Annotated in this window: 18 protein-coding genes and 1 pseudogene; 12 read left to right on the top strand and 7 right to left on the bottom strand. The window is 30.7% G+C overall.

The window, feature by feature from the left end:
* Window positions 1-21: 21 nt before the first annotated feature.
* From MNO09_RS18425 to MNO09_RS18410, 4 genes are all read right to left on the bottom strand, one after another.
* Entirely contained in the window at window positions 22-1,149 is a 1,128-nt protein-coding gene (locus MNO09_RS18425; protein ID WP_088107173.1) for a Ger(x)C family spore germination protein, read from the bottom strand.
* On the bottom strand, window positions 1,146-2,249 hold the full coding sequence (locus MNO09_RS18420; protein ID WP_000527380.1) for a GerAB/ArcD/ProY family transporter: 1,104 nt from the start codon (window positions 2,247-2,249) through the stop codon (window positions 1,146-1,148). The genes MNO09_RS18425 and MNO09_RS18420 overlap by 4 nt, the downstream gene beginning before the upstream one ends.
* Window positions 2,236-3,744 carry a spore germination protein gene (locus tag MNO09_RS18415; protein WP_070168832.1) on the bottom strand — a complete coding sequence of 503 codons (1,509 nt, stop codon included), beginning with the start codon at window positions 3,742-3,744 and terminating at the stop codon, window positions 2,236-2,238. The genes MNO09_RS18420 and MNO09_RS18415 overlap by 14 nt, the downstream gene beginning before the upstream one ends.
* A gap of 859 nt (window positions 3,745-4,603) precedes the next feature.
* Window positions 4,604-5,647, bottom strand: a complete 1,044-nt coding sequence (locus MNO09_RS18410) for a Fic family protein (RefSeq protein ID WP_088107174.1) — start codon at window positions 5,645-5,647, stop codon at window positions 4,604-4,606.
* Window positions 5,648-6,965: 1,318 nt separating this feature from the next.
* Here MNO09_RS18410 and MNO09_RS18405 point away from each other — a divergent pair.
* Window positions 6,966-8,342, top strand: a complete 1,377-nt coding sequence (locus MNO09_RS18405) for a lytic polysaccharide monooxygenase (RefSeq protein ID WP_001049446.1) — start codon at window positions 6,966-6,968, stop codon at window positions 8,340-8,342.
* A 175-nt stretch (window positions 8,343-8,517) separates the two neighbouring features.
* Here MNO09_RS18405 and MNO09_RS18400 read toward each other — a convergent pair whose 3' ends face one another.
* The 3 genes from MNO09_RS18400 to MNO09_RS18390 form a co-directional block, all read right to left on the bottom strand.
* The gene (locus tag MNO09_RS18400) at window positions 8,518-9,933 is read right to left on the bottom strand and encodes a phosphatidylinositol-specific phospholipase C (protein WP_001033586.1); all 1,416 of its coding nucleotides are present in this window, start codon (window positions 9,931-9,933) and stop codon (window positions 8,518-8,520) included.
* A 407-nt stretch (window positions 9,934-10,340) separates the two neighbouring features.
* Entirely contained in the window at window positions 10,341-10,910 is a 570-nt protein-coding gene (locus MNO09_RS18395; RefSeq protein ID WP_070168833.1) for a methyltransferase, read from the bottom strand.
* Window positions 10,911-11,492: 582 nt separating this feature from the next.
* Window positions 11,493-12,482 (bottom strand): LacI family DNA-binding transcriptional regulator, encoded by a 990-nt coding sequence (locus MNO09_RS18390; protein ID WP_000256376.1) that lies wholly within the window; start codon window positions 12,480-12,482, stop codon window positions 11,493-11,495.
* 98 nt (window positions 12,483-12,580) lie between these two features.
* Here MNO09_RS18390 and MNO09_RS18385 point away from each other — a divergent pair, with 98 nt between their 5' ends.
* From MNO09_RS18385 to MNO09_RS18335, 11 genes and pseudogenes are all read left to right on the top strand, one after another.
* Window positions 12,581-13,906 carry a DegT/DnrJ/EryC1/StrS aminotransferase family protein gene (locus MNO09_RS18385; RefSeq protein WP_241950038.1) on the top strand — a complete coding sequence of 442 codons (1,326 nt, stop codon included), beginning with the start codon at window positions 12,581-12,583 and terminating at the stop codon, window positions 13,904-13,906.
* Window positions 13,893-14,753, top strand: coding sequence for an HAD-IIB family hydrolase (locus MNO09_RS18380; protein ID WP_000026449.1), 861 nt, complete (start codon window positions 13,893-13,895; stop codon window positions 14,751-14,753). The genes MNO09_RS18385 and MNO09_RS18380 overlap by 14 nt, the downstream gene beginning before the upstream one ends.
* A gap of 17 nt (window positions 14,754-14,770) precedes the next feature.
* Window positions 14,771-15,820 (top strand): Gfo/Idh/MocA family protein, encoded by a 1,050-nt coding sequence (locus MNO09_RS18375; RefSeq protein WP_088107175.1) that lies wholly within the window; start codon window positions 14,771-14,773, stop codon window positions 15,818-15,820.
* A gap of 74 nt (window positions 15,821-15,894) precedes the next feature.
* Entirely contained in the window at window positions 15,895-17,097 is a 1,203-nt protein-coding gene (locus MNO09_RS18370; RefSeq protein WP_001236740.1) for an MFS transporter, read from the top strand.
* An 84-nt stretch (window positions 17,098-17,181) separates the two neighbouring features.
* Window positions 17,182-17,709 carry a TetR/AcrR family transcriptional regulator gene (locus tag MNO09_RS18365; protein ID WP_078183643.1) on the top strand — a complete coding sequence of 176 codons (528 nt, stop codon included), beginning with the start codon at window positions 17,182-17,184 and terminating at the stop codon, window positions 17,707-17,709.
* Between the two features lie 25 nt (window positions 17,710-17,734).
* Entirely contained in the window at window positions 17,735-18,370 is a 636-nt protein-coding gene (locus tag MNO09_RS18360) for an HXXEE domain-containing protein (RefSeq protein WP_000606791.1), read from the top strand.
* Between the two features lie 536 nt (window positions 18,371-18,906).
* Window positions 18,907-20,406 carry a spore germination protein gene (locus tag MNO09_RS18355; protein WP_000802287.1) on the top strand — a complete coding sequence of 500 codons (1,500 nt, stop codon included), beginning with the start codon at window positions 18,907-18,909 and terminating at the stop codon, window positions 20,404-20,406.
* Window positions 20,407-20,426: 20 nt separating this feature from the next.
* A complete protein-coding gene (locus MNO09_RS18350; protein WP_088107176.1) occupies window positions 20,427-21,509 on the top strand; it encodes a GerAB/ArcD/ProY family transporter in 1,083 nt (360 codons plus the stop codon).
* Between the two features lie 2 nt (window positions 21,510-21,511).
* Complete coding sequence (locus MNO09_RS18345) at window positions 21,512-22,591, top strand: Ger(x)C family spore germination protein (protein WP_000832862.1); 1,080 nt, start codon at window positions 21,512-21,514, stop codon at window positions 22,589-22,591.
* Window positions 22,592-23,204: 613 nt separating this feature from the next.
* Window positions 23,205-23,479, top strand: a pseudogene (locus tag MNO09_RS18340) (IS4 family transposase); the annotation flags it as partial.
* Between the two features lie 171 nt (window positions 23,480-23,650).
* Entirely contained in the window at window positions 23,651-25,321 is a 1,671-nt protein-coding gene (locus MNO09_RS18335; RefSeq protein WP_088107177.1) for a M4 family metallopeptidase, read from the top strand.
* Window positions 25,322-25,807: the final 486 nt, after the last annotated feature.

The following is a 25,807-nucleotide window of genomic DNA, read 5'->3' as shown; positions in this document are numbered from 1 at the left end:
GAAATGCTATTAAATCTAAGACTAATTTCTAATGGTCCCAGTATCTTTTATTTTGACGTGTGTCTTTACATTTATTTTAGCCTCTGCTAACGCTTGCAACCAATCTCCTTTTACTTTTTTCCATTCTTTATATTGAAAAGCTCTAGCATATAGGGATAATCCAATTGGATCAATTTTATTCTGCTGTATTTCATTCAACATATTTTGTAAATTATTATTAATTTCTTTTTGAATAGCACTTTTTAAATTATTTATATTTGTTTTATTATCATAGTGCCCCTTAATTAAATTCGCATTGGTTTTTTCTATTAAAGCTACATTAGCATATATATTGAAATTAAATATAAACTTTCCGTTTTGAAAATCAACATCTACTTTCCTTGTCGCGTTCTGTACGAAGATAGAGGTGTTTGTTTTTTTGTTGGACTTTTTAGGAGGAAGCGCAAGGTGTAGTATCATTCGGCCGTTACTTTTTGGCTTATTAATAAGATTGAAAAATTTAACATCTTTTTTAGGGATATGAGTTAAATATTTCCCTTTTCGATTTAAAAATGCAATTCCTACTGTGTCGATTTCATTCTTTGTTTTTTTGATAATTGGAACAGCTTGCGTCATTCCTTCTTCATTTTGTTCTCTCATTAATTGTTGAATTGTAGAAGAGACGGATTGGTTATTTTGAATTGAGGATTCGATTACACCATTTATATAAGATGAAAGTGATGGTTTACTAGGCTTATGAATTTTAAAAATTTCTTCTGTAGGTCCATCTACAAGTACTACTTTAGTATTAATGGTAGCGTAAGGATCACGGTATGACGAATCAAGCTCCTGCAACCAATTTGCTTCTTGCGCTAATTTTTTCCCAATTAAAATGATTTCAGCTTTGGAAGCTGTCATATAGCCCGTTAATTTCGTATCTATCTTACTGAATCCAGTATATACAGTTGATGCATGTGTCCAATGTTCTATAGTACTTTTTTGCTGTTTATGATGAAAGAGTGGTATGCTTGTTCCAACTTTTATGTCTCCATTAGGGGTTTTATCCAAGCCAATTAACAGGATTAATGAAACCTTCTCAAGAGGAATTCTCTGACTACAACCAATTATATATACACAACAAGTTACAATCCATATACATTTTCGAATCAAAGTTGCTTCCTCCTAATAATCCAAGTAAAAAGAATACTGTAAGAGAAAAATAAGATTGGTAATAGAATAAAGAAAACGACATTTAAGATATCCATAAGAGAATATATAAACAAATATTGATCCACATCGGGATTTAGGAAAATAAATATGCCAACTATAAATAACATAAAAGCAAGCAGCGCCCAATTGCGGGTGTTTTTTTGAAGTGAAATGGTCACAGATTCAAAACTGAAAAATAAATACGGATATATCGTAGTGGAAAATACAATTAAATAGTAAGCGATATATATAATTTCTAATCGTTCCATGAATGAAAAACGAACCCCTTTTAACAGATGAAATACTGGCCAGATTACGTCTTTTATCCCCTCCGGACTAAAGTATATATAAGAAAGAATAGTCACATATAGATAGAAAAACATAGTTCCAGTATTCGCAATTAGTAGTCCTTTTATGGCTTTTTGTTTTCTTTGTAAGAACGGGTATATATAATATGCAATTTCTAAGCCAGCATAAGGAGTAATGGTTTCTTTTGTTGCCTTTACAATAGGGTATAATCCATCTTTAAAAATAGGTAGTAGGTGTAAAGGGTTGTAGTTAGTCTTTAGTGAAAAAAGAAGAAATAGTGGCATCCAAGTAGTGAAGAAGAAAACAAGCATAGAATAACTAGTAAGAGCCCTTAACCCACTCAGGGCTAAAATAATAAAAGGTAATAGTAATAATATGGTGATTTGATAAGCAGGAGTGGAAGGGAATATCCACACTTTTACAATATCAGTTGCCTTTAATAAAGTATTAAAGCCAGCAAAAAATAGATAAAAGGCATATAAAAGAAAAAGAATTGTCCCTATCCATTTACCAAAATATCTTTTTAAGATTTGTGAGAAATTTTTGTTAGGATTTTTTTGTAACATTAATATAATAAATACGCCGATTATAGAAGTAACTATCCATCCAAGAATGATGGAAATCCAGCCATCTGTGCCAGCTGTAGTAGCAAGTGGACTTGGCATAATTAACATACCTGATGCTAGTTGCAGTGAATGAATGAAAATAATAAATTCGAATAAAGTTAGGTTTTGAAATTTAAGATTCCCCATGCGAACCACCTTCTTTTTTCTTTTTTTGTTTCGGCTGTCCTGTACTCGAGCGGGTGGTAATCATAGAAATAGGAAATCTTACAAAAGAATCTTTTAATTCTTTGAGCCGAAATGGCGCGATTGGCAATCCGTATGGTGAACCATAGGAAGTTAGTGAAACAAAATGAGCGAATAAGAGCATTAATCCACTAACAATACCTACAATCCCATAAAAGTATGCCAATAACATCATTGGAAAACGAATAAGGCGTATAGAACTTGATAAATCATAATTAGAAACAATAAATGATGCAATGGCTGTAATAGATACGATAATAACCATAACGTTACTCACAAGACCAGCTTGAACAGCAGCCTGTCCAATTACAATCCCTCCAACAATTCCTATAGTTTGTCCAATGGGTTGTGGTAAGCGAATACCAGCTTCACGTAGCATTTCTAGTGTGATTTCCATTATAAAAGCTTCCAATAAGGGAGAGAAAGGGACTTTGACTCTTGACGTTGCAATAGAAGTGTATAAATCTATAGGAATGATTTCAAAGTGAAAAGAGACTATAGCAATATAAAATGCCGGTAAAAAAATAGCTATAATAAATCCTGCAAATCGTAATAGGCGAAAAAAAGATGCAATGAGCCAATGAATATTATAATCATCTGGAGTTTGAAAAAATCCAATTAAATTCATTGGAACAATCATTGCACCAGGGGATCTATCCATTAACACTGCTACTTTCCCATCAAGTAAATGATTTGAAATGGCATCTGGGCGTTCGCTTAAATAAGCCTGTGGAAAAGGAGTCCAATTTTGATCTTTTGTATAATTAGATAGTTCTCCAATGCTTAATACCGCATCCGTTTTAATTTTACAGATTCTAGTTTCTATTTCTTGGACAACATCTGCGTTTGCTACATCACCTAAGTAAATTAAAAAGACTAATGAAGTTGCTCGTTCTCCAATCGTCAGCTTTTTGATTTTTAACTCTGTAGAAGGAAGATATCGACGAATTAAGCCTATATTTTTTGTGGCATTCTCAATAAATCCATCATGTGAGCCTTTAATAGTAACTTCTGAAATTGGTTCTTGAATTGCTCTTTCTGCCCAGCCTTTTGTATTTATTAGAAGTGACCGCTTTTCTCCTTCCATAAATAGAACACATTGACCTTCAAGTAATCCTTCTTTAATTTCATTCCATGTATAAACTATTTTGGTATGAGTAGCAATAATATTAGAATTAAATATTTGGCTGTCCTCATTTACTTTTTGTAATAATGGTGTAACAACATTGCCTTTTAAAGCGACACCATCTGTAAGGCCTTCAAAATAATATAGTAAAATATTCGTGTTTGTTTTTAATTGCAAAGGATGTTCGATTAAATCTGCACTAATATCAAAGATATTATCTAATGTATTTTTAAGCTCTTCTAAGTTACTTGTTTGGATCTTTTCAATGTTTTTATCTGTTTTAGTTTCTAAGGTCTCTTCATTTAAGGACAAAATTGACACCTCTTTAATATATAACAATTAGTTGTATTTATTATTTTTATATGATGGAATTTTATTCATAAATTTAAACAAATTTGGAATGGAAATTAATAATTGAGAGTAAAAAAGTAGAGGAAATTTGTGTGGAAATCTAAGTATCAAGATAGAATTGAAATTTGAATGATTATAACAAAAAAGAACCCTTGTAAGGCTCTTTTTCATAGTTGGTAAATATGTTGTCAACAATAGAGGGAAATTAAGATAGTAATTTAGATGTCTTTAAGTTAATCAGCTGAATTTTGTAGGAAGAATACTTTTTTCATATTTTAATGATCGATTAAAAAGAAATTACATTTATTTGGGTGTTCTAGTGTATTTGAACTTTGCATGCTAACAATTTTTGTTTAGGGACAAAATGTATTTTTCTAAATTGAAAGAAAAAATTAAAGTGCAAAATTCCTATTGTTTATTTTGGAAGGTATCAAATATTTCTTTGGCCTTATTTACTTGATGTTACCGTACGTTTATATGTTCCTAAGGGAAAGAAATACTTTCATTTTTATTACCCTCTATTGTTTGATTAAGATGGTAACATGAAATTAAAACGTTTACAACCAGAAAATAAAGAAAAAATAGTAAAATACGACTTTTTTCGACAATCTTTCTGTGTTAATATCTAATATTTTTATAGGAAAAGGTGGAAGGAAACGTACCTTTTCCTATAAATTGTTGTGTAGGAATTAGAAATAACTAAAGTAGTAATAATAGCTTAAAATTAAAATGACATTCCATGAATTTGATCCCAAAATCATGGAAACAATTGATAACGTTATAATTGAATTTTTGAACTGTAAGAGTTATAAAAGTATGGTCAAACTTTAGTCCACTTTGCGTTTCTTCCTTTTGTAACTAGCTTAATATGCCCAAATAATTGCAAGGAATTTAAAGCCTTACTGATTGTACTCTCTGCAATGTCTGGATAAGTGCTACGAATACTCTCCTTAGTAAAGGGGTGTTTTTGTTTAAGTATAAAATCCTGAATTCTCTCAACTTTAGTATGTTTACATATAGAATCTAGAACTGTGTTATGAAGATCTTTGTAAGCCTCTAAAATAATTGTTAAAAACGTTTTTAACCAAAAGCTACTATTATGTTCCTCGCAGTACCAATTCACGGAAGATTTATAAATCGAATTGTAATAATCAGATTCATTTTTCTTAATATATTTATCCAAACATACATGTTTTACAAATGTATGTCCACTCTTAATTAACAGTAATTGCATTAACATAAATGCTAGCCTGTTATTACCTTGATTGAAAGGGACAATGCAATAAAAATTTAATATAAAACGAGCTATTAATAAAAGCGAATGTAGTCCCTTACTAGTATTTAATGAGTTGTATTGATCACATAATTGCTCCATAAACTGCGGAATAAGTTCATGTGGAAGAATGTGGTAACTATTCAAGTGCATTCCATGCTCGGGAATACCTGGAATAATAAAAGGTTTTTCACGCCATTTGGCACTGTCAGAGGTAAGGTAATGTATTAGTTGAAAATGTAATTCCTGTATAGTTGCTGGATTAATTAATAAAGTACAGGAGTTTTTATGTACAAAAGAAAGTGTTTGATAATAACAAAAAATAGCATCTTCTGAAATATTTTGAGGTACTATATCATCTAAAATAAGCTCTTTTAATCTTTTATTAGGAACTTTTACATCTTCATAAATAGTTGTGAAATTTTTTATGTAATGTAGTGGTATAGTTTTTTCTAAATTATTAAATATGTCAGGGTTTTGTTCCTGATAAGCAGCTAATTTTCCTTTGAACTCGCTAATGTCACTTATTAAATTTATTAACCTCCTTTTTAATTCAATATTTTTATACTTATCATCAAAAAAGTCTCTCATTTTTGTTCCCCCTGTAACCCCTTAACACGTTGTTGCATGTATCTTTCCATTCTAAAGGTATTCCACGACATCATTGTAAAATAACGACATTTTTATTCTGATTTTGATCGTGTTTCAGAATCTATATTTTTATTTGGTATTTAAAATATAGAAATTATAAAGAAGAATCGTTAGGATTCAATTTTAATAGGCATAATCCTAACATCAAATGTACAAATGTACAATAAAAAAATAAAAAATATAAAACTATCGACTCTTTTGAAAGATAATAAATTAATTGTAGGTATAAATGTGTTTTAGTTTAAGAGTAAATATTGAAGTGGTAATAAAATTTTCACAGTTGAAAAAATAGATAAGTGATTAATTTGTGACAGTTATGTGCCTAATCTATTCATTTGCAATGATGAGAATTCCACAATTAAATCCTAACGAGCCTAAATTTCTATATTTAGCCTAAAGATTAGGGGGCTATATTGATGAAATGTATCATTAAATATAGAAATATGTAACGTTTAACACTTGTATTGTAAAATATATTGACATAAGTTAATTTAAATACTAGGTACAGGAGCAGTTAATAACAATTCAGTAAAGTACCCTTTAAACGTTTCACCCTAAAAACGTTTATATTTATTAATAATTGCAAGCACACTGAAGTTTTTTGTTTGTTCCTGTACCTTATTAGGTAAAAATAATATAATAAATTGATAGAATGTTATGGAGGAAATTGGATTTTCAATTCCTTTCTTTTACATTATCAATCTATAGATGATTTGTTTAAAATAAGGATTTACAGGGTAGAAGATGACTATTCACCAGTACTATAAAGTTAAGTTGGATATTTTATGGTATCTTATAGGAATAAATATAAGATTAAAAGGATTTGTGTACATTCACCATGTGAATATAAGTAAATTATTTATTGTGTTTTTTAAGGTTTAGAAAATATGTGTGAATCTAGCTTTGGAAATGACTTATTTGCAAGTTATATAATAGAAATGTGAAGTCTAGAAGAAACTGATATTATGAGTTCCTTCCAGACTTTTTTACTTTAAAAGTGTATTTTTTCTAAATAAGGTATAATTCCTTAAATTAATATTTGAATTTTTTGTGAAATTAAGTGAGGTTTTCATTCCTCTATTAATACATAATGTTACAAAATAGAGTTATTGTATTTATTTTATTTTTATATGAGATTAAAAATAATAATAAATATAACAATGTATGAGTGATATTAGTATATTTACTAGTAATTTGTTCGTTTATCTTTATATTGCTATTATATTAGCGATAACAATAATATATTGGGGGGACAAGAATGAATTTGAAATTTACATCTAAATTTGAAAGATTAAGAAAAAGTAAAAAAGGAATTGGTGCTTGTGTTTTAGTTGCAGGGATGACGGCTATTACAATGATTCCTCAAAGTGCGTATGCACATGGATTTGTTGAAAAGCCAAGCAGTCGTGCTACTTTATGTAGTCAGAATTATGGAGCATTGAATTTAAATTGTGGAAATATAATGTACGAGCCTCAAAGCCTAGAAGCACCTAAAGGATTCCCAGATGGTGGACCGATTGATGGGAAAATCGCTTCGGCAGGAGGACTATTTGGAGGGATTCTTGACCAACAAACATCAAATCGCTGGTTTAAAAATACGATTATGGGTGGAGCAAATACATTTACATGGAAATATACAGCTGCACATTCTACAAGTAAATGGCATTATTACATTACAAAAAAGGGATGGGATCCTAATAAGCCATTAACACGTGCTGACTTAGAACCAATTGGAACTGTGAAACATGACGTTTCGGCCGCATCAAATAATTTAACACATACAATTAATGTACCAACTGATCGCAATGGTTATCATGTTATTTTAGCTGTATGGGATGTAGCAGATACGTCAAATGCGTTTTATAATGTAATTGATGTAAATCTAGTAAATAATGAAACTCCCGATACAGTAGCTCCAAGTCAACCAACTGGATTAAATGCGTCTAAAGTTGTTGCCAATAGTGTTACACTAACATGGAAGGCCTCTACGGATAATATAGGTGTAAAAGAGTATCAAGTGTTACGCAATGGAGAATTAATTGATACGGTACCAGGTACAACATTTATTGATAAAAAGCTAAAAGCAAATACGGAATATACCTATACAATAAAGGCATTAGACTCTGCTGGAAACATATCAAAAGAAAGTGAAAAACTAAAAGTTAAGACAACAAATGAAACCCCAGATATAGAGGCTCCGACTCAACCGAAAGGATTACATAGTATGAGTACAACAGCGACAACTGTTGATTTGATGTGGAGTCCGTCTGAAGATAATGTAGGTGTAGACCATTATACTGTATATAGAGAAAGCGCTGGAGTTATGAATAAAATTGGGACAACGGCTAATACATCCTTTATGGATAAAGAATTGAAGGCTAATACATCGTATAAATATGTAGTAACGGCGGATGATTTAGCTGGAAATGAATCTAGTAGAAGTGATGTTTTGAGTGTAACAACAAAGGCAGAGGATTCCACATATGAAAAATGGGATGCGAGAAAAGCATATACTAAAGGTGATAGAGTAGTACATGAGGGAAAAGTGTATGAAGCAGTTCAAGATTATCAAGGCAATGGTGACACAAATTGGATTTTTGCTCTATCGCTTTGGAAGGCAGTTTTGAATAAATGATAATCAGGAAAATGTAGTTAACATTTTTGGGTTTTTCTTTGAAAATAAAGGGTGTTTGAAAAATAAATTCTCTAATGGTCTAAATGATGTACTAATAAATTTAATCCCCATCTAATGTTTACGAAATGAAATTAACAAAAAATCCCAATGGTATTCCATTGGGATTTTTTATTTTCTAATTTGTAATAGCGTATATTTTCACAGTGAATTTGTTAGTGGCACCAATGGGACTTGCGATATAATATTTAGTATTTGTGTAAGCTTCAGTCCTAGATCCATGTGAAATATTTTTCCAACGAATAGAATCGGTACCTAGGGAAACATCAATCATTACATTGAAAGAGATAGTAGAAGGATGATCTTTTTCTGAAGGTTCAATAACCCATTTTAATTCTTTGGTACCTACAGGTAAACTATCAATTTTAAAGTTTTGACTGGATCGATTTTTTTGTCCGGATAAAGGGCTAGATTCGGATGGAATTTGCGAAATTAATATCTCTTTTTCATTTGAATGTACACCATTTAATTTAATGATACTATCAATTAAACCTGGTCCAGGAAAATCAGCTGCGATAATACCAGAATGTCTAATTCCACCTTGTTGTAAGAGTTCGGTCCCAAGTGTATTCATCCCACCATAATACACTTGCCCATTTCTATCGCGGGGAAAATCACCCCACGCATTAGTGGAATTCGTTTGAATTAAATTAGGGTTACTATCAGTATTTCTATTCTCTTTTCCGCTGGCAACAAACCAAGGATATACATTATTTAAAAATGCGGCTGCACCACCCGTACCACTAAAATGGTTAAGATATATTTTTCCATTATTAAAGTTAGTATTTGCACTTTGTAGATGAATTTTTATCGCATTCCATTTTTCATATATTTCGTTTGGTCCGCTTCCAATTTCAAATTTATCTTGTATATTCAAACTATCGTAATCAATACCGTACAATTGAGAGGATGTAAAGTTTTGTAAGACTACAATTTTACCTCGGATATCTCCTAAAGTAGGGTTGTTTTTGTCTATAGTTGGTACGGAATTAGGATCCCAAAAATATGAAGCATTAACGTTTTTATATTTTAAAAATATCTCCTCAAATGATGGAGATCCACTTTCAGGTGTAGTTTCTTCTTTTAAGCGCATTAAAATTGTTTCTGTCGGATAATCTTTTAAAAATTGAATTGCGTCTTTTAATACATCTTCAAACACTGCTTTTTGATTTACAATGCCATGGTACATTGCAAAAGAATCCTTTACACGTTTAACGCGCATATCTACATATCGAATTCCAGAATTTAATTGTTGGGGTAGACTCATAGTTTGATTTCTTGTCAAATTTTCATCAAGAAAACTTGCTCCATGTAAAGCCATTGTACCATGAGTTCCTGGAATAGATATTTCACTTAATTTTGTTAAATCAGCTACTTCTGACATCCATGATGGATTCTGATATCCTATATTGGGTTCATAAGAATAACCTGGATGACTATCAGCTAAAATAGTAGATGGTGCACTTAAAATTGCTAGTGTAAAATAAGTGAGGATACTAATTTTAAAGAAATTTTTCATTTTTATTTTGTTCATTATATCTCTCCTGACTTTTAAACAATAGCTATAATAAGATGGTTTTTTACTATATTTATTGTTTGTTATTCCTAATGTAATGAATTTTTGTAATTAAAAAGAGGTAGTGAGCTAACTTAAGATATTATTAGTTTATTGTAATAATTTATATCTAATAGCCAAACGGATTTTTAAAAAATTGAAGCATAGATAGGTAAAAATAATCTTTTTGCTGTATTGTATACAAACAAAACAGAAGCCTTAAAAAGACTTCTATTTTGTGACATATTATGAATGATAAGGTGGTTAACAAATTAAGATAATGTGAGTGAGCGGTAAAAATCTATTTATAGCTGTTTCAGGAATTTCTTATAACAAGGCTATTTAGGAAAAGTGGTCCCTACAATGCTAATAAAAATTAAAACATTTTACTCATTAAAACTTAGACTAACTACAGTTGCGATAGATTGGGCTGCATGTTCCCAGCTTCCATCTATAACTTTACCAATCTGCTGACCAAGTGTATTTAAATCATTTGGATTAACTGGAATTCCATTATACGCAGCAAGAATTGATAAAAGTGGAGCAGCAAATGGTGTCCAACCACCTCTATCAATATTAAATACAGGCTTATCTACTACTTTTCCATCTTGCACAGTAAACTCATAATAAAATTGATCATCTGGACGGAAACTTAAATGATGAGAAATTTGTCCCTTAACATATTTTTTTTCTCCACCTAGATTTACTACTTCTATTTCTTTTACGTTAAATTCATGCTCAAATACTTTTATTTTTTTGATTTCTGGACCATTTAAGGCAGCATTAACAGCTGTTTCTAAATTATTTTGTGCTAATGGTTGAATACCCATTTGAGCCTCTTTTTGTTGGATAGGAGCCTCTTTTTCTGCAGCAAACACTGATGTAGTTGGTAGTGCACCTGTAGCTAATGTAGCTGCAAGTGCTGTTGTCATCATGATTTTTCTTTTCATCTTCATAGTTTTTCTTCCTCTCTTAAAGTTTTGATATATAATCTTTTAAAGACTGACATTGTGCAATATTTTATTTAATAATGCACAAAAAACTGGTTTAAGAATTATGTGGAATTATGTCAGAGAATTAAAATTAATTATATATGTATTTAAGATGATATCTATCTACACATGTTTTTTCAATTTTTAGATAAATGTAATAGTAATGACTTCTTAAGAGTCAATTTAGTACCTTGTTTATCTATAGAAATCCTATAAACAAACTAATTTCATAGTGAATGTAATATATTTGATATTAAATGTCTTACATAATGCTATAAAATTTCACAATTTTTAATCATTATATATATCTAAAAAAGGTAACAGTATATGAGTGATATGTAATGCTTGTAATAGGTGTGAATTATGTGATCCACCTATTGTAACAGCTAATATGTAAGTTCTTAACTTTCTTAAAAACATTATCTATCTGACTTCGTGAAAAGCATTTTAATGGATCATTTTAATTTGATATAAAAAGAGGACGCATTATTATTTACGTCCTCTTTTTATATATTAGATAAATTTAAGCAGAAACTTTTATTTTAATTATGTAGATTCACGAATAATTAAGTTAGTAGGATATTCAATAATTTTACGTTTAATAGATTCATCTGTATTTATATATAGTAGTATCTCGTTAACGGTTCGTTTACTCAGTTTAACAATTGGAATATCAATAGTACTAATTGTTGGGGTTGTAACTGTACAAATTAATTGATTATCATAACCACAAACAGCTAAGTCAGTTGGAATAGAATACCCTTTAATAGTAGCTCCTTTAATGACTCCAGCAGCAACTTGATCATTTCCTGTAAATAATGCAGTAGGTTTATCTTTTAATTTATCTAGCTTCTCAAAAATTCTAAACCCATCATTAATAGTAATTGCATCTCCAAATAGCCATTTTTTATTGAATGGTAATTGTTTTTCTTTTAAGGCATGCAGATAACCTTGTTGGCGTTTTAATTGTGCTTGACTATTAAGAGAATCAAAACAAAAGCCAATTTTTTTATGACCTTTGCTTATTAAATGTTTAACAGCTTTGTATCCAGCTTCAAATTCATCGTAACAAATTATCGGAATAGGTGCATTTTCCTCATACTCATTACAAAGTATTATGGGCCCATATGCTAAATAATGCTCTATATTTTCCCAACTATTTTCTAGGGATGCGAGAATTACACCATCTACAGCTTTATTCTTTAGTAAGGAAAGTAATTCAAGTTCAATTTTTTTCTCATAAAAAGTCTGATAAATTAGCAATTTGTAATTATGCTTTAATAATTCTTTAGAAATTTCTCTAGCTAATTTTCCGAAAAAGGGATGATCTATATTGGGAATTGATAGTGCAATGGTTTGTGTCTTATTTATCCTAAGATTCCTTGCAATAGAACTAGGAGTATAGTTGAATTCTTGCATTACTTTTATTATTTTCTCACGTTTTTCTGAATTTACATAAGGATGATTATTTAGAACTCTTGAAACCGTAGCATTTGATACATTACATAATTTAGCTATTTCATTAATTGTTACCATAGAGAAACCCTCCGTAAAAAATATGTTGACATGTAATCGATAACATAAAATATAGTCTACTCATGATTTTCAAAATAATTTCTTAGAGGTGATTTAACGTGAAAACTCTTACTACAATTTCTGGACATAGTAAAGACAATTTAGCTTTATTAAAGTGCCTACAGGGGGAAACAAAAGAAAAAGAATTTGAAATTAGTAATATATTACCGAATCACAAGATGAAAGAGAAATTATTTAGGGAAAACAAATTGAAAATAGATATTGATATAGAAAAAGCTATTTTCAATTATAGCAGAAAAAATATACAGAAAATAGAATTTATGCCAGTAAATCGGTTGATTTCTCAAGATGAGGTTGAAAAAATTATAGGGGTTTTAAAAGATGTTTTACTGACAGGTCAATTCACAAGTGGCCCATTTTCAAAAAAACTAGAAGAAGTAATCGGAAGTTATTTGAATAAAAAGTTTGTAATTGCAACAAGTAGTGGTACAGATGCTCTAATGGTGTCATTGTTATCTATCGGTATCCAGCCGGGGGATGAAGTAATTATGCCAGCTAATAGTTTTGCTGCTACTGAAAATGCTGTGTTAGCAGTCGGAGCAAAACCTATATTTGTAGATATAGATCAGAAGAGTTATTGTATTGATCCGTCTAAAATCGAAGAAGCTATAACCCAAAAAACTAAATGCATTTTGCCAGTACATTTGTATGGTAAACAATGTGAAATGAAAAAAATTCGTGAAATTGCGGATATATATCAATTAAGAGTTATTGAAGATGCATGTCAAGCTATTGGTTCTTCAAATCTTGGAGAATATGGAGATATTATTGTTCTTAGTTTTAACCCATATAAGAATTTTGGTGTATGTGGTAAGGCAGGTGCAATAGTTACCGATAATGAAACTCTTGCAATACGTTGCAATCAATATAGTTATCATGGATTTGAAATTGATAAAAAAAATAAAAAGGTATTAGACTTTGGATTCAATTCTAAAATTGATAATTTGCAAGCAGCTATTGGTTTGGAAAGAATTAAGTACTTATCATACAACAATTTAAAAAGAGCGTATTTAGCTCAACGATATATACGTGATTTAAAGGAATTAGAAGATAGAGAATTAATTAAGCTACCTAAGATGACAGAAGATAATGTCTGGCACCTTTTTCCGATTAGAGTTGAAAATGGAAGAAGAGACGAGTTGAAAAATAAATTGTACCAATTGTATAACATTGAAACAGATATTTATTATCCGGTATTATCTCATAAACAAAATACTAAGAGGGTAAAGGAAAATGATTTGCAAAAAAATATATTAAATACAGAGCAAGTTCATAAAGAAATATTACATTTACCTTTACACCCAAACATGATGTTAGAAGAGCAAAATTTCGTTTTGGAGGGATTATTCAATGTCAATAAATAATGAAGTTCTAAAATCTTTAAATTTTGAAAGACTACCACAGGTTCAAAAACCTAAATATGTAGTGTTCTGTGATTTTGATGAAACTTATTATTCTCATAACATGGATGATTCTAAAAGAAGCAATATGAAATTGTTAGAAAAGTATTTGTATGAACACGGAAGTAAAGGGGATTTAGTAATTGGTTGGGTAACGGGAAGTAGTTTAGAATCAATTGTTGAAAAAATGAAAAGGGGTGGTATTCAGTATTTCCCTCATTTTGTGGCGAGTGGATTAGGTACAGAAATAACGTACTTTGATAGTAATGGGACTACTATAGATGATCAAATTTGGGAGGAGAGAATTATAGAGGGTGGTTTTGATTCTTCAAATATTGAAAGAATTCTTAAATTGCTAGAATTAAAATATGAAATTTTTTTAAGACCTCAGACACAATTAGGAAGTTCTAAGTACAAATTTAATTTTTATTATGAAGAGCAAAATGAATTTATTGATGCAAAGAATTTAGAAAAGATAGAAGAAATCGGAGAAATATTCCAAGTGGGAGTTAATATTAACAAATGTAATCCATTAGCTGGTGATCCAGAAAATTGCTATGATGTAGATTTTATTCCACTTGGAACAGGTAAAGATGAGATAGTGAAGTTTATTTTAGACAAGTACGAACTAGATAAAACAAATGCCATTGCTTTTGGAGATAGTGGGAATGATTTAAGAATGCTACAAGCTGTAAGACATGGTTATTTAGTAGAAAATGCAACAGAAGAAGCCAAAAACACACACTCAATGTTAGCTCAAGGTGAATACTCGATTGGAATTTTAAATACTCTAAAGCACATTATTAATTAAAAGGGGATGTTCATATAATGAATATTGGGATTATAGGTGCAGGAAGTATTGCAAGAGCTCATTCTAGAGCATTATCAACTGTTGATAGTTGTAAATTAGTTGGAGTGTATGATGTTAATAATGAGAATGCCCAAAAGTTGGTAGGGAATTTTGGTGGGAAGGTTTTTAATAGCTATGTAGAGTTACTTGAAGTAGTTGATGGGGTAATAATATCTTCACCGAATTTTTGTCATAGATCTCAAGCTGTTCAAGCGTTATTAAAAAACAAACATGTGTTATGTGAAAAGCCAATGGCAATTTCTTGTGAAGAAGCAAAATACATGATGACAATAGCAAAAAATACTAATTTAGTCGCTTCAATGGGGTTTAACTATCGCCACCTATCTTATGTTAAGGCTTTAAAACAATTAATTCAAAATGAAGAATTAGGGGAAATAGTAGTGGTAAGATTGCATTTTAAAAAGAATAGCGCTTTTAGGAGAACTTCGTTTACTTGGCGAGATCATTTTCAAAGCAATAGAACTAGTGGGGCCTTGGGAGATTTAGGAATTCATCTAATAGATTTATTATGGTTTTTATTTGAGAGTGATTTTAGAGAGGATACTGTTCGAACTAAAATTAAAACAAATGTTAAGGAAAAAGAAAGTAAACCAGTTTTTGTTGATGACTATGCTGAGGTTTATGGCCAATTGAAAAATAAGGTTTTTGTTAATATTACAACATCTAAAAGTTCATTTCTTGACGATTGTGGTTTTAGTATAGAGGTAATAGGTACGAAGAAAGAATATAAGTATTCTTCTAAAGAGCCAAATAAATATATACTCTTTGATGGATTGGAAAAACATGAAATCCCGTTACCATTACCTTTACTAGTCGATCCAGAAAACGAGATTTTTGAATGGTCTGATTCTTTTAGAAGTGAAATTATAGAATGGGCTAAGGCTGCGGAAGGTGGGCCAAATAAGTCTGTAGCAACATTTGAAGATGGGTTTCGTTCACAAGTAATATTGGATATGTTTTTTGATAAAAGCAGTAGTAATAAAGAACGATCTGTAGCAACTATTTAGTTTTATGGTAAAAACAGGGGTTTAAAACTTTTACTTAAATCCCTGTTTTTATTTTGGATTGGAGTTGAGAAAAGATGCGGTTAATATTTTATTATGGTTGCTTGTTTTATTTTATTGTAGGAATAATACATGTTTGTATAGGTAGTTTAATTCCTTCATTAATACAATATTATGGAAGAACCCCTGATCAATTAGGTGTTTTAATATTTTTTCAATTTACGGGTTTTTTATTTGGTGTTCTAAGTTCACCCATACTAGTAAGAAAGTATCATTATTTTAAAACAATAACATTAGGTGTTTTAGTAATGTCCATCGTTCTAGGAGGTTTTATGTATATTAAAGAATGGGCATATTTAGCCGTTATTTGCTTTGTATTAGGCTATGGAGCAGGTTTGTTAGAAACTACGGTGGGTTCCTTTATTATTTCAGCAGAAAGGAATAGTGCTGCTAAATTTAGTATTCTCGAAGTATGGTTTGGGGTTGGGGCGCTAGGGTTTCCGTTACTAGTTAATTATATTACAAAATTTTATGAATGGTATTTTATTCTTTATGGGATATTACTATTCTTTATTTTTACACTATTTGTTTGGTACATGCTTGGACGTACAAAATTTCTAAATTTTTCTCCTCAAAAAAATGAAAAGGGAGGAGCATCCCTTTCCTCATTCACTCTTAAATTTAAAAGTGAAAAGATTAAAGTTATAGTATTTATTTCACTTTTTGCATTCTTATATGCAGGCATAGAAACCAATCTTGCAAATTTTTTATCTACAATAATGATTCTTACCAATAATGAATTAATCAGTTCAGTAAGTATATCTTGTTTTTGGCTAGCCATAGTTATAGGAAGAATACTTGTAGGTAAGTTAGCTCATAAATTTAATTATTGGACATACATTACATCTAGTTGCTTTACATTAGTGATTCTATTATTTCTATTCCCCTTTGTTCAAGGTACAGGTATGTATTTGTTTATCATCTTCATTATTGGTTTAGTTATAGCGGGTGTTTTTCCAATAACATTAATCCTAGCCTCCCGTATTATGGAAAATAATATTGATGAAGTGACTAGTTTATTTATTGCATCGGCCAGTTTAGGGGGGGCACTAGTATCTTTTCTAATTAGCTGGAGTCTATCATTAAATACTATAAAGGTTACTTTTGGGATATTTTCACTTTTCGCATTTAGTTTAGGTTGTATTATTTTTAAAATGAGAAAAATTTCTACTTACAGTAATGAAAGTGCCAAAAAAGTAGAAAATATAAAAAATTTATAGAAAAATTTTTATAATGTGAAAAAGGTAATTATATTTGGAATCCCCAAAAAGATTGATAAGGTTTAAAATTCTGTAAATACAACATTGGAGTTCATTAAAGACGAAGGCTTCGAAAGTGTAACAATAAGAAAAATTGCGGCATTGTCGGATACAAATATTGCGCTTGTAAATTACCATTTTGGCTCAAAAGAAAAGTTGATTAGTGAGACGATTAAAGTCTTATTAATTAGCTTTCAAGGCGCTTTTTCTATTTTAGATGATATTAATGTGCCAGCAAAAGAAAGATTAAAAATATTTTTACTTGATTATGTACTAGTAATTCGGCAATACCCTGAGTTAGTTAGGAAAATTATTGCAAGGGGAACTACGGTATTTACATCTCAATACGAATATGGTGATTTTTTGAAGAGGCTCGTTTTTAGTAAAGTGAAGAATATTTTAAGTGAAATAACAAATGAAACGGATCAGGAAATTTTAATGATGATGATAGTGCAAATATTCGGATCCATTTTTCTCTCAGCATTAATGATGCCAATTCTTGAATCAGGGGCAGATATAAGAATACTGCCTGTAGAAAAACAAATTGATTTCCTATTTGAACGCTATTTTTAAAAATTTAAGATAGTGGGTGATAGAGATGATTAATTTCTTTAGAAAGCGTTGGTGTGATGTAGGGTTAGCTATGGCAATTGTTGTCGTAGGTTGTTTAGTCGCGAATTTTGGAGAAATGAGTGAAATAAAAGTACTGTTAGCGTTAAGTTTTGTAGCCATTTTAGTGCATCAATTTGAAGAGTATCGTTGGCCAGGTTATTTCGCTGGTCTGTTTAATGTAGTTATATTTAAAAGTGATATACCAGATCGCTATCCATTAAATAAGCAATCTGCTATGGTAATAAATGTTTTGATTGCGTATGTTTTTTATTTACTTCCCGTTTTCTTTCCAGATATTATATGGCTTGGGTTGGGACCTATTTTAATGGGATTTTTTCAATTCATATGGCATGGTATTTTTGCGAATATAAAAGCTAAAACAATATACAACCCAGGATTAGGTGCGGTTGTATTACTACATGTACCAATTGGTTATGCATATATGAGATATGTTCTTTTACACAATTTAGCTACAAATTTGAATTGGATATTAGGGATAATCTATTTTCTAGTAGCTACCTATTTTTTAATTATAAAAGGAAATATGTTACTGAAAAGTAAGGAGACAATTCATTACTTTTCTAAAAAGCAATTAGGTCCGTACAATGATGCATTAAAGTGATTCAGAAGGATTTTTGGATGCTGAAGAGAGTACAAGTGAATAAAAAAAGAAAGGTGCATAGGCGCCTTTCTTTTTTTGAAAGAGATTTTTGTATTTTGGGGTAGCGCCACATTGCATCAAGCTAAAATTTTATAGCACCCCCAGAACGAAATTTTCTGCTAACTTGTAACAAAAAAGCTCATTTTACCGTTTTAGGATAATACTGAATTCTTAAGTTGATAGGCATGTACAGTGACCCCTATTAAGATTCTTTTTTCTGTCTCGGCTATCGTTTTAAAAAGTTTCTTCGAGCAATGACATTTGACTGGCTTGAACTTTCCGAAATGCTGGATATACCATCTAATCCACATCATAATTTCGTTTATAATCATTCCTTATTTTTACTTTACGTACATTTTTTAACTGTTTTTGGTTAAGTTATTTCCAAAGACATTATTTTCAATGAGCATATTTACATATAACTATCCCTAATTTTAAAAATAGAAATTTCCTAAAAACTATATATAGTTTCTTTTTGAAAGGAAGGGTATTATCAATTGAAACCACATGAAAAAGTACCTATTCACTCTATAAAATCTTTGCAGGAATTAATGCAATTGCTAAAAAAATCTAAAGATTTTATAACATTGGAGATTGCTTCAAAGAATTCCGCTATAGTCATTTCATATTTTAGAACATTAATCGATATAAATATATTTCATGAAGAGGTTTTAACTTATATAAAAGAGAGGAGCTTCGATTCGTTACAAGATATTCAGTCTATCTTACCCTTTGAAAATTCAAAAGTAACAAATCAAATGAAAGATATTCAGGATAGTATTTTAAACGGCTATATACTTATTCAGTTCGATACAGATAAATTAAATGGCTTGTTAATAAATGTGTCAAAGAAAGAAAAAAGAGATATTACAAAAGCTGAAATTGAATACAATATCGTGGGTCCACAAATCGCATTTGTTGAAGATTTAGATGTAAACTTAAATTTAGTACGTAGAAAGCTTCCAACACCTTATTTACAAATGAAGGAATTGAAGGTAGGATCTCTCTCTAACACAACCGTTGCAATTGTATTTATTGAGGGAATTGTAAATGATCAAAATCTACAAGAAATTATAAAACGAGTGAGTCAAATAAAAACAGACCATGTTTTAGATAGTACTTATTTGATTCAATTAATTGCTGACAATCCTAATTCTATATTCCCTCAATTTTTGAATACAGAACGTCCAGACCGTGTAGCAGCTGTATTGGCAGAAGGGAAAATTGCACTTTTTGTAGATGGCTCACCTTATGCTATCACTCTGCCAACAACATTAATTGACTTTTTTTCTACGACAGAAGATTACACCATGCCTTGGATTATTGCCTCCTTTTTTCGACTGTTAAGGCTTTTTGCTTTTATGTTTTCTGTTTTAACGACTCCATTATATGTTTCGATATTAACATATCATTACGAGCTTATTCCAAAAGAGCTTCTTGAAACGTTAATCATATCGAGAAGTAAAGTACCTTTTCCTCCATTAATTGAAGCACTTTTTTTAGAAATAACGATTGAATTGCTGAGAGAAGCGGGGGCACGTTTACCAACTAAAGTGGGTTTAACTGTCGGTATAGTAGGTGGTATTGTAATTGGCCAAGCATCGGTAGAGGCAAGTCTTACAAGTAATGTACTAATTATCATTGTTGCACTTTCAGCTCTTAGTTCATTTACAGCACCAATATATAGAATTGGTAATACAATTCGAGTAATTCGTTTTCCTTTTATAATGGCTGCACACCTGTTGGGCTTATTAGGAATTGTTTTAACAAGTTCTTTCCTTTTAGCACGCTTATTACGTACAGAATCATTAAGTCGTCCGTATTTGTTCCCTTTTTATCCTACACGCCCTACAGATTGGAAAGACAGCATTATACGTATGCCAATCTCAGCGATGTTCAGACGTCCGATTTTTTCAAGATCTAAACAGCGTTTTCGTTTTAATCCAGAAGAGGTAGAGAAAAATAAAATCTTATCACGAAATGATTTTGATGATTGAATTTAGCATGGAGGAGCATTATGAAACAGATCCCGATTGAGTATCAAGTATCTCCATATATGGTGTTTTTTTCGATTATTACTATACAGATGGGGGTTGGTATGCTTGGTTTTGAAAGGATTGGTGCAAAGTTAGTTGGAAATGATGCGTGGATTAGCACGCTACTTTTTGGAATATCTGTTAATCTTATGATTTGGATTATATATCAGATTTTAAATCAGGGTAATGGAGACATCATTGCAATCAATCAAAACGTATTTGGAAAATGGGTTGGTGGATTGTTCAACTTCATTTTTTTATCCTATATTGTATTGTTAGGTGCAACAACACTACATACTTATATCGAAGTAGTACATGTTTGGATGTTTCCTTCAATTTCATCTTGGGTTATAGCGGGGACTTTTTTAGGCTTATGTTATTACATTGTGACTGGAGGGTTTCGTGTAGTTGTCGGAATTGGCTTCTTTGGAATCGTTATCCCAAGCATTCTAATCTTTACATTTTTTTATCCTTTGCAGTATGCAGATTCCCGGAATTTATTTCCAATTGCACAGCATTCATTCCTAGAAATTATGAAAGGAATGAAAGGAAATATGTTTAGTTTTTTTGGATTTGAAATGTTATTGTTGTACTACCCATTTATTAGAAAGGCAAAAAAGTCTCAAAAATATGCGCACTATGCAAATTTAGTAACGACTATTGTCTACACATACCTTATGATTTTAACTCTTGCGTTTTTTAGTGAAAAACAACTCGCGAACGCGATATGGGCATATTTAAGCATGATTAAAATTATACAATTTCCCTTTATAGAGCGGTTTGAATACATTGTTGTTTCTGTTTGGGCTTTTTTTATATTACCTAATGTTTCCTTTACATTATGGGGAGTAAGTCGTGGTATAAAAGAGGCACTGGGAATAAAGCAAAAATATGTTTTGCCAGTTATCATCGTATTCATCTTTGTTTTATCATTTTTCTTGAATAACCGTAATAAAATTAACTTATTAAATACTTGGACAGGTCAAATTGGCTTTGTATATATATATGTATACCTACCTGTACTATGGCTAATTCAAACCGCCAAAATAAAGTTAAGGAGATAAACATGAAGAGATGGATACTTTTCCTTATATTAAGTGTCTTCTTAATAGGTTGTGCTAAAACAAAAATTGTGGATGACATTGATTTAGTTCAAGTTGCGGCATATGATACTGAAGCAGAAGGTAAGCTAAAAGGAACCTTTGCGATTTCAGCTTATAAAGGAGGCGGAGAAGGTGAAACAAAAATCTATTCAGCATCAGGCCAGACTGGTAGAGAAGTTCTTGCAAGGGCATCCGAAAAATCTTCTGGACCTCTAGAGTTGGGTCAATTGCGTGTTATTATATTTAATGAAAAAATAATTGAAAAGGGAATGCAGGAAATTTTAGAGACTTTGAACCGAAATCCTAGTGTAGGAAATGCAATTTATTTAGCAATTACAAATGTAAAAGGGGAATCACTATTAAAAGGGAACTATTCTAAAGAAAAAGAAATTGCTTCCTATCTATCCTCTTTACTGGAGCAAAATATGAACAATGGGACGCAACCAAAAACAAACTTTTTTATGTTTTTAAATCAACTTGATGATGATGCGAGGGATTCCTATTTGCCGATGATATCTAAAAAAGGGAACGTGTTGGAGTTAAATGGAATAGCACTTTTTAAAAGATGTAAAATGGTTGATAAAGTGAACCCTAAAGATTTATTTGTATTTAAATTGTTGACAGATAAATTTAAACAAGGTACATACCAATTCAAACTACCTAGTTCTTCAAATACTTACGCCACGATAGAGAATATAAAAGCTAGAACAAAATATAAGATGGAGGGGAATAGTAAGCATCCATTCGTAAATGCTCATATTCAAGTTAAAGCTGAAATTCAAGAATTTACAAAAACCAAAAATCTAGATAATCCTAAAGAAATAAAAAAATTAGAAAAAATTATGGAAAAAGAAATAGAAAAAAAAGCAACTACATTGATAAAGAGATTTATTAAAAAAGGCACAGATCCTATAGGACTTAGAAAGCTCGGTAGAACTCACGTAAGAAAATGGAACAGTCAAGAATGGGAAGAATCCTATAAACATTTACGTTTTCGTGTAACAGCTGATGTAAAAGTAACTCAATCTGGTGTTACAGAATAAATAAATCAAATAAGATATGGAAAATTTCAATGAAAAAATATGGTCTCGCAGGAGAGTAGGGAGAAGAGAAACTTCTTTGAAAGGTCAGGTTATTTTTTAGTTAATGAGGTATGGAGTGGTATCTTGCTATTAGATATGCAATAGGCATATTTTGTTTATTTTAATCTCCTCTATGATAATATATAATCTATATATTTATATTAGATGAATAACAGTAATGATTAATGAAGAAACAGTCTCAATATATGTATCATTTAATTATTAGTATAATATCACTTTTAGCTATACTATTTTTGTTTTTTGGAAACTATAAAAGTACTATTTTTAAGTACTCACTTATCTTTATATGTTTAATTAATATGATAATAAATCTCCTTTCTTATTATAAAAAAAGAAATAATTAGTTCTCCATAAAATTAAAAAAAACGCTGTTCTTTCTTTAAATCATAGGAAAGGATGGCGTTTTTTGTGTCTGTTTCTGTGTTTGACGAATTATAACTATTTGCTCAAGAAATTCAAGGTTTTTTTTCTCCAAATGCCTTACGGAATCTTGCTAGAGATGTTGATTTTGTTCAACGAACCAGTAAATACCAAGCAAAAGATTTAATCGCTTTATGTGTATGGACAACTGACAACCATCCTACTTTTTTCTTCTATCATGTTTCAAATATGGTAATTACTTCTTATTTAAAAAGAAACGAGAACTGAGTAAATATAAGGCCATATATATGATTAAAGATTATTTTCTTCTTTTCCAAGCTATACAGAAAGATACCCAAGAGCTATCAAAGATTCTAATTCGCCTGTTCAACCTCCAACAGCAAAACGGGCGAAAAATCTCATCGATACGATAAGAAAACAGCCTCTACTCTAATTGACGTTTTATGAGCATAGCTTGATAGCGATGGGTTAGTACCCTTATAAGTAATTTATATCTCAATAAATTAATAAATGAATAATATGCAATTATTCATATTTATACAAAAAATCCAAAAATAATTGTATATTAAATTTTGCAATTATATCTTTTAAATTACTCATATTGAAGGGGGAAAACGAATGAAAAAAACGGTTATTACATTACTTGCTGCGGGAACAATGTTAGGTGCTCCTTTTTCAACTGCGTTTGCAGAAGAAAAAGTCTCTCAACAAGAAGCAATGGATAAAATGGAGGTACTACAAAAAAATTGGAATGAGGAACAGGGAAGTCCATCATTTCTTTCAGGTGATTTATCTGATAAAAAGGTAGAGACTCAAAAAGCGGTAAAAGAGTTTCTTGAAGAAAATAAAGAATTATTTAAAATAAATCCACAAAAAGATTTAACACTTAAAGAAGTGAAATCAGATGATTTAGGTATGAAACATTATGTTTATACACGATCTATAAATAAAATACCTGTTGACGGTGCACAATTTATTGTACATACAGATAAAGAGGGGAAAGTAACAACGGTCAATGGAGATGTCCATCCAGCTGCAGAGGAGAGTTTAAAGGGGAATACAAAAGCAAAGATTACAAAGGAAACAGCACTTTCAAATGCTTGGAAACATAGTAAACTTACAAAAATTGATACGCTAGTAAAAATGGACGGGAATGCATTAGATCAGATAAAAGAAAACTTAGAGTCTACTAATGAAACAGCAGATTTAGTTGTATATGAAAAAGATGGAACATACTATTTAACGTTTAAAGTGAAACTACAATTTATTAAACCTTATGGTGCTAACTGGCACATCTATGTTAATGCGGAAGATGGAACAATTGTAGATTCATATAATGCAGTTACAGATGCAGATAGTGCTCATAAAGGCTACGGATATGGGGTATTAGGTGATAAAAAAGAATTGAATACAACTTTTAGTAGTGTAAAGGGAAAATACTACTTAAAAGACACAACAAAACCTATGAATGGTGGCTACATTGAAACATTTACAGTTAATCATAGTGATGAAGATTATCCAATAAATTATCGTCTGTTTGATGAGGATAATGCTTGGACAAATAAAGATCAAGGGCCAGCAGTTGATGCCCATTATCATGCAGGAAAAGTCTATGATTATTATAAAAACGTTCATAATCGTAACAGTATTGATGGAAAAGGTAAAACAATTCGCTCGGCTGTGAATTATGGAGTTAACGTAAATAACGCATTTTGGAATGGCCAGCAAATGATATATGGGGATGGAGATGGTCGCAGATTTATTCCGCTTTCTGGTTCTTTTGATGTTGTGGCACATGAATTAACTCATGCTGTTACAGAGTATTCTGCTGATCTTCGTTACGTAAATCAATCAGGTGCATTAAATGAATCTTTCTCTGATGTTTTTGGCTATTTTGTTGATCCTACCAATTGGGATGTAGGAGATGCTGTATTTACACCTGGTGTTTCTGGGGACGCACTGCGAAGCTTATCAAATCCTGAGAAATATGGACAGCCTGCTCATATGAGAAACTATCAATATCTTCCAGAAACTGAAGAAGGAGATAATGGTGGAGTGCATATAAATAGCGGTATTCCGAATAAGGCTGCATATCTGACAATTAATTCTATTGGTAAAGAAAAGGCAGAAAAAATCTATTATCGTGCGTTAACAACATATTTGACTCCAACTAGCGACTTTAAACAAGCTCGTACTGCTTTATTACAATCTGCGGCTGATTATGATGGTTATGATAGTGTAACGTATAAAGCTATAGAAAATGCTTGGAATCAGGTCGGTGTAAAATAATTTAATTTAGTTACTATAGGCTAAGAATTATAGCAATTAAAACTAAAAAAAGAAAAGAACACACTTGTATAATGCAAAAAGGTGTGTTATTTTTCGTTGTTTTTTGTATTGTTTAAGAACTAGAATCCAAATCTGGTTATTTTTAAGATTAATCAATACAGCAATACTTATGCATTCATTATATTTAAAAGGACTATTTTATTGAAAGCAAATAATAGATAATTCTACTTTACCAATAAGGTTTACTTCTCCTTTTTTAACATCAGCATATATTTTATCTTCAGTAACCTCAATAATTTCACTCAATTGAATATGAACCGTTGCTAATTTTTATGTAATTGGTAATTTTTTCACATGAATACCTAGCGCGTTATAAAAACCCTCCATATTTAAATAGAATTCCCTCTATACGATTATATAAATTTATATATTTAAGAAAAACTATTCGAACTTTTAAATTCCAATTACAAGTAACGAGGTATTCTT

The sequence above is a fragment of the Bacillus sp. N5-665 genome (assembly GCF_022637375.2).
In the GTDB taxonomy this organism is placed as follows: domain Bacteria; phylum Bacillota; class Bacilli; order Bacillales; family Bacillaceae_G; genus Bacillus_A; species Bacillus_A wiedmannii.
Note: the sequence above shows the minus strand (reverse complement) of the source record. Positions and strands in the feature narration are given on the sequence as shown.

Bases quoted from the DNA above. Each gene is read 5' to 3' on its own strand.
- MNO09_RS18420 (WP_000527380.1), bottom strand. From the start codon at position 2,249: ATGGGGAATCTTAAATTTCAAAACCTAACTTTATTCGAATTTATTATT.
- MNO09_RS18410 (WP_088107174.1), bottom strand. From the start codon at position 5,647: ATGAGAGACTTTTTTGATGATAAGTATAAAAATATTGAATTAAAAAGG.
- MNO09_RS18405 (WP_001049446.1), top strand. From the start codon at position 6,966: ATGAATTTGAAATTTACATCTAAATTTGAAAGATTAAGAAAAAGTAAA.
- MNO09_RS18400 (WP_001033586.1), bottom strand. From the start codon at position 9,933: ATGAACAAAATAAAAATGAAAAATTTCTTTAAAATTAGTATCCTCACT.
- MNO09_RS18395 (WP_070168833.1), bottom strand. From the start codon at position 10,910: ATGAAGATGAAAAGAAAAATCATGATGACAACAGCACTTGCAGCTACA.
- MNO09_RS18390 (WP_000256376.1), bottom strand. From the start codon at position 12,482: ATGGTAACAATTAATGAAATAGCTAAATTATGTAATGTATCAAATGCT.
- MNO09_RS18380 (WP_000026449.1), top strand. From the start codon at position 13,893: ATGTCAATAAATAATGAAGTTCTAAAATCTTTAAATTTTGAAAGACTA.
- MNO09_RS18375 (WP_088107175.1), top strand. From the start codon at position 14,771: ATGAATATTGGGATTATAGGTGCAGGAAGTATTGCAAGAGCTCATTCT.
- MNO09_RS18370 (WP_001236740.1), top strand. From the start codon at position 15,895: ATGCGGTTAATATTTTATTATGGTTGCTTGTTTTATTTTATTGTAGGA.
- MNO09_RS18360 (WP_000606791.1), top strand. From the start codon at position 17,735: ATGATTAATTTCTTTAGAAAGCGTTGGTGTGATGTAGGGTTAGCTATG.
- MNO09_RS18350 (WP_088107176.1), top strand. From the start codon at position 20,427: ATGAAACAGATCCCGATTGAGTATCAAGTATCTCCATATATGGTGTTT.
- MNO09_RS18345 (WP_000832862.1), top strand. From the start codon at position 21,512: ATGAAGAGATGGATACTTTTCCTTATATTAAGTGTCTTCTTAATAGGT.
- MNO09_RS18335 (WP_088107177.1), top strand. From the start codon at position 23,651: ATGAAAAAAACGGTTATTACATTACTTGCTGCGGGAACAATGTTAGGT.